Annotated in this window: 8 protein-coding genes; all 8 read left to right on the top strand. The window is 29.3% G+C overall.

All coding sequences use genetic code 11. From position 1 onward, the window contains the following. Positions 1–2: 2 nt before the first annotated feature. The 8 genes from HMPREF0078_RS02135 (at position 3) to HMPREF0078_RS09365 (ending at position 10,769) form a co-directional block, all read left to right on the top strand. Positions 3–2,969 carry a C40 family peptidase gene (locus HMPREF0078_RS02135; protein ID WP_004838434.1) on the top strand — a complete coding sequence of 989 codons (2,967 nt, stop codon included), beginning with the start codon at positions 3–5 and terminating at the stop codon, positions 2,967–2,969. A 19-nt stretch (positions 2,970–2,988) separates the two neighbouring features. Continuing rightward, complete coding sequence (locus HMPREF0078_RS02140; protein WP_004838435.1) at positions 2,989–3,246, top strand: hypothetical protein; 258 nt, start codon at positions 2,989–2,991, stop codon at positions 3,244–3,246. A 29-nt stretch (positions 3,247–3,275) separates the two neighbouring features. Further along, positions 3,276–5,597, top strand: coding sequence for a leucine-rich repeat protein (locus tag HMPREF0078_RS02145; protein WP_407647771.1), 2,322 nt, complete (start codon positions 3,276–3,278; stop codon positions 5,595–5,597). A 15-nt stretch (positions 5,598–5,612) separates the two neighbouring features. After that, on the top strand, positions 5,613–6,491 hold the full coding sequence (locus tag HMPREF0078_RS02150) for a CD1107 family mobile element protein (protein WP_004838437.1): 879 nt from the start codon (positions 5,613–5,615) through the stop codon (positions 6,489–6,491). Positions 6,492–6,703: 212 nt separating this feature from the next. Further along, positions 6,704–6,838, top strand: a complete 135-nt coding sequence (locus HMPREF0078_RS09310) for a hypothetical protein (RefSeq protein WP_277260963.1) — start codon at positions 6,704–6,706, stop codon at positions 6,836–6,838. 69 nt (positions 6,839–6,907) lie between these two features. Next, positions 6,908–8,614 (top strand): DNA topoisomerase 3, encoded by a 1,707-nt coding sequence (locus tag HMPREF0078_RS02155; protein ID WP_004838439.1) that lies wholly within the window; start codon positions 6,908–6,910, stop codon positions 8,612–8,614. 341 nt (positions 8,615–8,955) lie between these two features. Beyond that, positions 8,956–9,222 (top strand): type III toxin-antitoxin system ToxN/AbiQ family toxin, encoded by a 267-nt coding sequence (locus tag HMPREF0078_RS02160; RefSeq protein WP_004838440.1) that lies wholly within the window; start codon positions 8,956–8,958, stop codon positions 9,220–9,222. A 1,238-nt stretch (positions 9,223–10,460) separates the two neighbouring features. After that, positions 10,461–10,769: a TnpV protein gene (locus HMPREF0078_RS09365; protein ID WP_350310033.1), complete on the top strand. Its 309-nt coding sequence runs from the start codon at positions 10,461–10,463 to the stop codon at positions 10,767–10,769. Positions 10,770–11,228: the final 459 nt, after the last annotated feature.

Genomic DNA, 11,228 nt, shown 5'->3' on the forward strand with positions numbered 1-11,228 from the left:
ATATGAAAAAGAAAGGGAAAGTAAACCCAAGAGATGTACCAAAGACCAAGCTTATATCAGGAAAGAAAGAAGAAAGTAATGAAAAATTCAGTGATACAGAGAGACCATTAGATTTTTCAAAAAAAGAAATAAATAAAGTAAAAAGCAGGAACAACATAGACAATAATGTTGAAAACTCTAAATATTACTCAGATCATTTGCAAGAAAATAGTCAGGATTTATTCAAAGAAAAAGAAAAGCCAAATAGAGAAAGAAGACAAAGAAAAATCCATGAGGAAAAATTTGCAGAATCCTCCTATCATAATGAATATCAGCCGGAATATTCGCAATGGCAGCATAGAAAAATGGAAGAAAATGAGGAAAGTAGATATGGTGAATATCACGGGCAAGAAACAGAATATAGGCTAAGTAATTTTAAAGAAGATTTTAATAATGGAGTAATTTCAACTAACTCTAATATAAAAAGTAGCATTTCTCCCCAAAAAAATTACAAGGGGAATAGTAATTTAAAATTGAAGAAAAACGTTGAGAGTGAAAGTTTTAATGATGTGCCAGATAAAAAAATAAGGAGATTTAGAAAAGAAGAAGATAAGAATTTTAATATAGAGGTAAGTTCAACATATGATCCCTTATCGCAGGACTCAGATAATGATGGTGTCATAGATCGCTATGACATGAACTTTAGTGATAGCAATGTATCATATAGGGACACAAGAGATGACTATAAGTATTTACCATCTTCTGATGTGCAAAGAAAAAATTGGGATGGTTCTTCTATTCTTGGTAATAAAGGGAAAGAAAGCTTTCAAAAAAACACCTTAAAAAAACTTTATCAATCTCAAAGTCAGTTTAAGGACAAAGGGGAAAAAGCAGAATTAAAATCTTTAAATGGGAAGTTTAGAAGAAAAGACTTATCATATAAGGCAAATGAAGAAGATAAAAAAATAATTCAAGATCTGAATACTAATAAAAAACAAAATAGCAAATATTTCAAAGGCAAAGTTAGAAATTTAGAAGAAAAAAATATGCTAATGGGTAGGGTTTCTAGTGGGAAATTTAGACAGGATAGCCTATCTGAAGGATTTAAAAGTGAATCTGAAAAAAATAAAGATAAATATAATATAAATAAAAAGAATCAAGAAAAAATAGGCACGAAAAAAGAAATCTTCAAACAGGAAAAAAACGTAATAAAAAATGAGAATCTTGAAGTAGATGAACTTGATTTAAATCATAGTGGAATTTCTAATAAAAACAAGGGAAAGAAAAGACAAATAAAAGACGCTTTTGATAATACTATAAAGAAAAGCAACTTTGATCCAAAGAAAGAATACACCAGGACAAAAAAAGAAGTACAGGATTCTAAAAATGTATCTGAAGAAAATAAGGTAGATACAAAAAATAAAACTAAATTCCATTCTAAAAAAGATAACAAAAGTGAAAAAGATAAGTTTTATAAAAAGGAAGATAAAGTATCAAAACTATATGAGAAAAAGAATAAAAAGGAAAAAGAGTTAATTAAGGATAAGAAAAAGTCAAAAAAAGCGGGTTTAGAAAAACCTATTACTTTTGCGAGTGCTATGACGGCAAACTATCTATATAGTGGGAAAGATGATAATGCAGGCGTTAACGCTGCTTATAAGCTTAGTAGAACTACCGAAGTTGTAGGCAGAGAAATTAGCCATTTTAGAAGAAAAAAACCTTTAAAAACTCAAAGAAAAATAAAATCTTTAGAAGGAAAAATTTATAAGAAAGAAAGTAAACTCCTCTTTCAAAGAAATTTTGAAGAATTGAAGAAGACTAAAGCTTATCAAAACTCTAATAAATTGAATCGATTTTTTATGAAAAAGAAGTTTCAGAGAGATTTTAGGAAGAAACACGGGGAAGGTTTAGTAAATAGAATAAAGAAATCTTTCGCTAATATTGGAAAGAAAACATTGGAAGTTTTAAAAAACAAAGGATATAAGCAAATTTTAATTGCTCTTTGTATTTTAGGACTTTTTTTTATGCTATTTCAAGGAATTAGCAATGTTGGCAGTCTTACTTCAGGATTAACAAGTAATGTTATAGCTACAAGCTATCTATCAAAAGAAGAAGTTTTAATGGATATTAATAATGAATTTACAAGTTATGAATATGCATTACAAGATGAAATAGATAGTATTAAAGAAAATTATCCAAATTATGATGAATATCATATAAAAGGAGATTCTGTTGGTCATGATCTACACGAGCTTTTTAGCTATTTAACAGCAAGATATGGAGAGATTAAGTCAGCTGAAGAGATACAAAAGGAATTAAAAAAACTATTTAATCAAATGTATGAGAAAAAATATACTTCAAAGTCTATTACAAAATATGACAGTGAAGGAAATCCATATACCTATAGAATTCTAACATTAACTATAAAAAAGAAAAGTGTTGATGAAATAGCAAGAGAAGAATTTGCAAACTATGAAACAAATATGGCTCATTATTTAGCTTTACTTGATAGTCAGGGAAATATGAGTGGATATTTTGGATCAAGCTATGGGAACTTGGGAGAGATTATAGACAATCCAAACTTTGGAAATCCCGGTCTTGCTTTTGATTCTGAAACTGCCAAAGCCTTATTTAATGAAGCAGAAAAGCATATAGGTAAAAGATATGTGTTTGGAGCAAGTGGACCATCTAACTTTGACTGTTCAGGTTTTGTATGTTGGTCATTTACAAAGTCTGGTGTAAAGAGAATGCCAAGAACTACAGCTTGGCTTATTTATAAAAACTATTGTAATCCAATATCTCCAAGCGAGGCAAAACCTGGGGATATTATTTTCTTTAAAGGCACATATAATTCCGGTACGCCAATTTCTCACGTAGGGATATATGCCGGAAATGGAATGATGCTCCATGCAGGAGATCCTATCCAATATACCAGTATAAACTCAAGATACTGGAAAAATCACTTTTATTCCTTTGGTAGACCAAAATAAGGGGAAGGAGTAAAAATCTATGAATAAAAAATTAATCAGAAACATAGAAAAACAGAAGAAATTAAGAAAGAAAAAAGAAGAAATTGAAATAGAACTTCAGTTATTAGTAGAGGAACAAGAAGAAATAGAAAATTTAGAGGTCATCAAGGAATTTCGAAGTCGAAAAATATCTCTTGATGAATTTTTATTTATTGTTAGAAAAAATAAGGAAGAAGAAAATAGAGAAAGACAAGAACTTAAAAAAAAAGATATAAATGAAAGTGAGGAAAATTTATGAAAAAAATAACCAGTGGGATTTTAGCTGTAATGATGCTACTTGTAAGTCTAGTGAATATAGTTGCTGTAAGTCCTGTATATGCAAAAACAGATGATAAGGTGGAGTGGACGGAAGATGATTTTATGTATTCCTCTGAGGGAAATATAATTGCCTTTAGTGATAAAGGCTTAGAAAAGAAAGAGAAGACAAATATTCTAGTGTTTCCTGAAGGAACGAAATCTGTAAATGGAAATTATTCTTTAAGTCATTCAAACGATGAACTTAGATATAAAAGAGAATTTGGACGTGGCAAACATTGGGATAAAGTAATTATTCCTGATTCTGTTAAGCATTTAGGTTATGCTGCCTTTTACGAAGCAAGTATAGACGATGTAAAACTATCAAATAGTCTAACTTATCTTGGTGGTTTAGCATTTTTCAACTGTGGACTTAGAGAAGTGACTTTACCTGATACTTTGGCAAATATTGAACATAATGCTTTTGAAAGAAATAACCTCCAAGAAATAACTATACCTAAGTCTGTGAAGACAATTGAACAGTATGCTTTTTCAAGAAATAAATTGCACACTATAAAAGTTTTAGGCAATCCAAATATTAACAGTAAGGGAGTATTCCATGATCAAGAAGTTGAGTATAGACCAAAACAAAATCCATTTTACGAAAATCATTTTGGTTTCAACGGAAATCAAGGATTCAAATCTATTCCTAATGGATTAAGTTATGAAAATGGAGAATTTGTCTTTGATAAGAATGTAGATAGTGTAGAACTTGAATTTGATTATAACAATGATATGTATCAAGGAAAGATGACTATATACAATCCAAATAAATATTCCATTGATACTCAAACAGATTTGACAGGACAAGATATTGATGAAAAGGACAATAAGATTGATGATTTAACTAAAAACATTAAGGATTTAGAAAATCAGATCAAAGACTTAAATGATAAGAAACAAGAAGACCAATCAAAGATAGATGAATTAAAGGAAAAGTTAGAATCTTGCAAAGATAATGGGGAGAAACTAAAACAAGAAAAAGCTAAGCTAGAAGAAGAGATTAGAGATAAAGACAATAAGATAGCTCAATTGAATAAAGAAATTGAGGATCTTAAAAACTCTAACAATGATGAACTAGTAGCAGAAATTACTCAGCTTAAAGATGAATTAAAAAGATTACAAGATGAAAATGAAAAACTAAAAGAAGATTATTCATCTACAAAATGGGAGTTAGAAGCTGAGAAAGAGAATACCGATAAAAACGAAAATAAAATCAAAGAAATGCAAGAAAAGCTCGAGTCTTTAGAAGGAGAACTTGCAAAGAAGACTAAAGAAATTGAGGATAAAGACAATAGAATTAAGGACTTAGAAAAAGCCCTTGATGAAAAAGATACTAAGATAAAAGACCTAGAGTCTAAAAAGAAAGAGATAGAAAAGACTAAGTCAGAATGCTGTAAGAAAATTGAAGAGCTTCAAAAGGCTATTGATAGTTTAAAAGAATCTTCTGAAAAGACGAAAAAAGAATTAGAAGATAAGATTAAAGAACTAGAAGAAAAACAAAAATCTTCTGATGAAGAAATTAAAAAGCTAAAAAAAGAGTTAGATAAGAAAATTGAAGAAGCAAAGAAGTTAATCGAGGAAGCAAATAAAAAATCGAAAGAAGAACTTGAAAAGCAAGCTAAAGATGAAAAAGATAAAAATCTAAATCAAGACTTATCTAAAAAATTAGATGAACTTCTAAAACTCCAAAAAGAAAACAAAGAGAAGAAAGAAGATAAGAAATCTCAAGATAAGAAGTGGGACGAACTTTTGAAAGCTGATGATAAGAACATTCTAAATCAATTTGATCTTAACAAGATGAAAAAGCAAGAGGAACAACAAGACAAAAAGCAAGTTAAAGATGAAAAAGAATTTGCAGTTTTCCAAGTAAACAAAAACTTCTATAACATTATAAAAGATGGAAAGAAAACTACTGTGTATATGGATGTAAAAGCATATATTAAGGATAATCGCATTATGCTACCTGTTAGATATGCAGCTTATACTCTTGGGTTTAATGTAGAATATGATGATAGTAAGAGAGAGGCTATCTTTTCAAATAAAGAAAATACAGCCTTACCTAAAAAAACTCTAAGATTAAATATAGATACTGGTGTTATGAAAGATAGTCAAGGAAACATTTATCATTCTGACACTAAACCTGTAATTATAAATGGAAGAATTCACGCATCTATTTCCAATATAGCTAAAGCTTTTAATGCAAGCTGTGGGGATATAAGAGATGAAAAAGATCAAAGTATAGAATGGGATAATAGCAGAAAGGCAGTTTATGTCTTTAAGAATATAAAGTAAGAAAAGGAGATAACTATGAAGAAAAAAAGATTAGGGGTAGCCTTAGTGCTACTCCTTTTACTATTAAGTATGCCAAGCATATCCATAGCTAAGAGCAATGATAATGAAATAAAAAATCAGTCAAATGATATTTATTTGCCAGAAAAAAGTAAAGAATTAGAAAGCTTATTTGATGAAGATATATATGAACCATCTAATGAGAGTCAAAAAATTCCTTATCAGGAAGTGCCGAAAATACAAGAAAATAACATAAAAAATGAGCAAGTAGATAAAAAAGAAAAGCCATCTAAACTTGTTAAAGGTGGCAATACTAAAGCAATTAATCCATTAGCTACAAAAGAAAATAAGGCAAGAGGAACAGTTATAGAAAATGTAGATAAAAATGGACAGGATATTACACCGAAAGTAGAAGATCAAACATCAAGAGATGAAAAAAAGGAAAATCCAATAGATGTTAGACAATTTTTAACCTTTCAAACAAAGAGTGGAAAAACTATGCACCTCATTGTAGATCATTCGGAAAATCAAGAAAATGTACAATTACTAACAGAAGTTGGAGAACAAGATCTACTAAATATGATTGAAGGAGAAAGTGAAGTAAAGCCAAAAGAAGAAGTAGTGAAAAAAGAAGAACCGGTGGAGGAAAAACCGAAGAAAGAGGAGAAAGAAGAAAAGAAATCAGGGGTAGGACTTTATTTATTTATGGGTTTAATTATTGTTGGTGTAATGGGTGCAGGATATTACTTCAAAATCTATAAAAAAAATGAAGAGGAAAGTTTTGAAGAGGAGCAAGATTATAATGAATTAGAAGATGATTATGAATCTGAAGGGGAGGATTATGATCTTGAAGATAAGGAAGATACAGAAATTATTCCAGATGAAGATGAATTTTAATCTTCTCAATGATTTAAGCAGTAGATTAAGGACAACAATAAACTCAATTATCGTGTAAATTTATAAAAAAAGTACAATTAGAATTCTGGAACTTTAATAAAAAACGATGAACAAAACGACAGCACAAACTTAATATATAAGTAAAGCTAAGTTGAAATGATTGATTGTATAATTAAGAATTTGATATAGATAAAATCATAAGTTTAATGAGAATGCTAAAAACGGATCAAGCTTTTTTATACAGATGGAATTCTTATTCGAAGAAAAATCTTTATGTTAGAGACATAAAGTTTGAAGATGTAATAGATAATGGAATAAATATTATAGAAAAAATAAAAAATCAGTAGAGCTATAAAAAGATGAGGGATTGAAAATTTAATCTCTCATTTTTTTATTAAAAAATTAAAGGAGGAAAAATGAAATTAGTAATCGCAGAAAAACCAAGTGTTGCAGCATCAATAGCAAAAGTTATAGGAGCAAAAAATAGAAATAATGGATATTATGAGGGAAACGGATATATTGTTTCATGGTGTGTTGGACATTTAGTACAAATGGCAAATCCTGATGTGTATGATGAAAGATATAAGAAGTGGAGAATTGAAGATTTACCTATTATCCCAAAAGAATACAAGTATGAGGTAACGAAGACAACTAAAAAACAGTTTAATATTCTTAAAAGGCTAATGAATAGTAATGAAGTTGACACCATTATTAATGCTTGTGATGCTGGTAGAGAAGGAGAAGCTATCTTTAGACTTGTATATATGATGGCAAATTGTAAGAAGAAAATGAAACGTCTTTGGATTTCCTCAATGGAAGACTCTTCCATAAAAGAAGGATTTAGCAACTTAAAAGATGGAAGTAATTATGATAATCTTTTTGATTCAGCTAAGGCTCGTGCCATAGCTGATTGGCTTGTTGGAATGAACATAAGTAGACTTTACTCCTGTCTATATAATGAAAATTATAGTGTAGGCAGAGTACAAACACCAACTTTATCAATGATTGTGAATAGAGATGATGAGATAAATAGTTTTAAAAAAGAAAAATATTATACAGTGGAGATTTCTATGAATGGATTTACACTGTCGACAGATAGAATTGATGACAAGATAGTGGCAGAGCAGCTTAAAAATTTAATCGGAGAAAAAATTGAAATAACCGATGTAATTAAAAAAGAAAAGATTACAAAGCCTAATCTGCCCTTTGATCTAACAACACTTCAAAGAGAATGTAATAAGTATTTTGGATACAGTGCAAAACAAACCCTAGATTATGCCCAAAGCCTGTATGAAAAGAAGTATATTACCTATCCACGAACAGATTCAAGATATTTGACAGTAGACATGATAGAAAGCACTGTAAATAATATTATAGGGAAAAATGATTTTGATACAGAAAGAATTAAGGTTGTTTTTAATACTGAAAAAGTTACAGATCATCATGCAATAATTCCAACGATAAGTTCGTTAAATAAGGATATTTCAGATCTTCCGGAAAGTGAAGCCAAAGTATATAGACTTATAACAAATAAACTCTATGCAAGTTTTGGATACCCACTTGTAGAAAATACAACAAAGATAGTGGCTGAATTTGACGGGTTTGAATTTATAAACACTTATAAAATAATTGCTGAAGAAGGATTTACAAAATATTTAGAAGAATATAAATCAAAGAAGAAAGAAGATATACAACTTCCTGATGTAAAAATAGGAGATTTTTTATATATTGAAAATAAAGATATAAAAGAGAAGTATACAAATCCACCTAAACACTTCACTGAAGACACACTCTTAAAAGCAATGGAAATAGCTGGGAATGATGAATTAGTTAAGGATGTTGAAGTTGAGAGAAAAGGACTTGGTACTCCTGCTACAAGAGCGGGAATAATAGAAAATTTGATATACAAAGGTTATATAAAAAGAGAAAAGAAAAACCTAATATCAACTAGAAAGGGATTAAACCTAGTGACTATAGTTATAGATGAGTTTAAATCTCCAAAGACAACAGCAAAATGGGAAATGAGATTAAGTGATATAGCAAAGGGTAAGGAATATAAAGAGAATTTTTTAAAAGAAATTGAAGAAGAAATAAAAAATACTATATGTAAATATTATAAGTAAATTGATTATAAAAACTTGAATATAATTATAGGAATTAAGAAAGGAATGATTTATGAAAGAAATAGGGTATAATATAAGTGATAAACGAGTAGGCATTAGGAAATTTGCTTATTTGACATTACTATAAATATACGTTATACTCTTATCAGATAAAGATGGTGTCCCGCTACCGTTAAAGGTGGAGCATTAAAGAAGGTGTATCACTATCTACATCCCAAAGGTAAAATATTAAAGCAAACAGAGAGGTTAAAACCTTTCTATTTTTTTATTCCAATTTCTTCTGCAAAGGAAAACGCAAAAAATGAAAGAATGTTTCTGATGAGCATTTTTTAATTTATGAAGTGATCGATGATAGTATTACTATAGATGGAGATATTTACAGATATTATTCTGATAAAGAAAAAATGCACATATTATCTATATTGGATATTAAGAAAATGATTCCTGTACCGACTGATTGTTATGAAAGAATTGATTTTAACGAACTTGAAGATATCAGATATAAAGACTTATTTCAAAAAGAATATGCTTTTTGTTTAAAAATAAAAACAAAGATCTTGATAAAGGTAGAAAAATATACAAAAATCAAAAGAAAACAGGAATTATAAGAAGAGCAAATTGCAATTTTTCAAAGTTAGAAAAAGCAATGTTGTGTTGGAAGTAATAGAATAAAGGCAGTTAAAGTGATTAAAAAAGTAAAAAATCTAATCACTTTTTTTATTGTAATAAAAAGATAGAGTAAATGACATTTTAAAGTTATCTTTTGCTTACAGAAATTTAAAAAATAGAAAGAAATAAAGTTTAATAAATAAATATATAAAAATTTAGTTCATTTTTATCACTATAATGAGGAGGGATAAAATGCCAAGATATGATATAGTAGATTTAAGCAGAACAATCTATCTTGCAAAAGAAGAATTTAAGAAAGATATAAAAAAATATGAGGAATATTTAAAGGTATCAGGCAATAACTATAAGTATCCATATATACATCAAATATCTATATACAATATGGATCCAAAAGCAACAGCCTGTGCAGAATTTGATTATTGGAAAAGTATAGGTAGAAGCGTTAAAAGAGGCGAAAAAGGAATACCACTTTTAGATATAGATAGTGGAAAAATAAAATATATATTCGACATAAGGCAAACAGTAAGTATTAATCATAATATTTCTGAGTTAAAGCTATGGAAATATGATAGCAAAAAGCATTTAAACTTATTAGATGAACTGATAGATAAGTTTAAAGAAAAAGATAGTAATCTTCTATTAAGCCAAGAAGATAAAATTGATGCCTTAGTAGAAAGTAATGTTAGAGGAAAATTCAATAAAATTATAGAAAGTCTATCTGATGAAAGTTTAAAAAGCATTCAAAAGGTAGACCTTTTTAATTTGTTAAAAGAATCCGTAAAAATTTCCATAAGCGAGAGAATGGAGATTTCATATCAGCTAAAAGAAGAAAACTTGTCCTTACTGTCTAAAATATCAAGTTCGGACGTAGACAAAGTATTAAGTATAAGCTCTAACATAAGTAAAAATATCTTACTTGACTTGGGAAGGGAAATAAAAAGATTAGAAATTTTAGAGAAAATTCAAGAAAGAAAAGATTTGGAGCAGACAAAAGAGCTTAAGGAGCGTTATAATAAATTAAGTTCTGATATAAACGGTGAAATAAATTTTAAAGGAGGCTTGGAAGATGAAAGAGAAATTAACATTGGCAGGCAAGGAATACCTCATGGAGGAGGGGATTTACACACCAATCGTCAAGGAGAATTCCTTCGAGAGACAGGGAGGGACATACAAGATGGAAGAATTGGAGGAAGGCATGGAAGTCCTAATACCCAATATGGCAATTCCCAAGGAAATAGATTTAAAGAAACTCAACAGATGGGGAAGGATGAGATTGAACTTTCTCAAGGAGAACAAAGAAGAGGATTATCAGATAATGTATTTGCAAGGGACATTGATGGATCATCTTCTATCAAAGGAAAAAGAGATAGAGGACTTTATCACGAGGGAAGAAGTCAAAATGATGGAAACTTGGGGTCTGACAGAAGAACTGAAAGAAGAGGACTATCTGAAATATCTGAGATTGAAGAAGAACATGGATATGACCCTACAAGAAATAGGGGAAAGGGAGATAATCCTAATCTAAAAAATGAGGAAGTAGAGTCTACTTCCTTTTTTTCTGCTAAAAATCATGGAGAGCAAATATCCTTCTCAAATCCAATAAGTCAAAGAGAAATAGATACATTTTTAATACATGGAGGAAATCATGAAGATGGAAGATTAGCAGTAATAGCAGAATTTTCTAAGGGTAAATCTTTAGAAGAACAGGCAAACTTTTTGAAAGAAATATATAGGGGAGCCAATGGTCTTGAAATTGAAGGAAGAAAGATATCTGCATGGTTTGGAAAGGAAGGAGCAATTTTTAAAGATGGAGATGAGGCAAGATATAGAGAAGGGCAAATAGTTTCTTGGAAAGATTTAGCTAATAATATTAATAATTTATTAGATAGAGGAGAATTTGCTAGCAATGTTGAGATTGTAGAAAGTGCGACATATGAAAGAGAAAAAATAGCAGAAAAATTATTGTATTTAAAGAGAGATCTTA

It is taken from the genome of Anaerococcus vaginalis ATCC 51170, from assembly GCF_000163295.1.
In the GTDB taxonomy this organism is placed as follows: domain Bacteria; phylum Bacillota; class Clostridia; order Tissierellales; family Peptoniphilaceae; genus Anaerococcus; species Anaerococcus vaginalis.

What these genes read in the sequence shown, in the direction of transcription:
- HMPREF0078_RS02135 (WP_004838434.1), top strand. Translation starts at nt 3, where the DNA reads ATGAAAAAGAAAGGGAAAGTAAACCCAAGAGATGTACCAAAGACCAAG.
- HMPREF0078_RS02140 (WP_004838435.1), top strand. Translation starts at nt 2,989, where the DNA reads ATGAATAAAAAATTAATCAGAAACATAGAAAAACAGAAGAAATTAAGA.
- HMPREF0078_RS02145 (WP_407647771.1), top strand. Translation starts at nt 3,276, where the DNA reads ATGATGCTACTTGTAAGTCTAGTGAATATAGTTGCTGTAAGTCCTGTA.
- HMPREF0078_RS02150 (WP_004838437.1), top strand. Translation starts at nt 5,613, where the DNA reads ATGAAGAAAAAAAGATTAGGGGTAGCCTTAGTGCTACTCCTTTTACTA.
- HMPREF0078_RS09310 (WP_277260963.1), top strand. Translation starts at nt 6,704, where the DNA reads ATGCTAAAAACGGATCAAGCTTTTTTATACAGATGGAATTCTTATTCG.
- HMPREF0078_RS02155 (WP_004838439.1), top strand. Translation starts at nt 6,908, where the DNA reads ATGAAATTAGTAATCGCAGAAAAACCAAGTGTTGCAGCATCAATAGCA.
- HMPREF0078_RS09365 (WP_350310033.1), top strand. Translation starts at nt 10,461, where the DNA reads ATGGCAATTCCCAAGGAAATAGATTTAAAGAAACTCAACAGATGGGGA.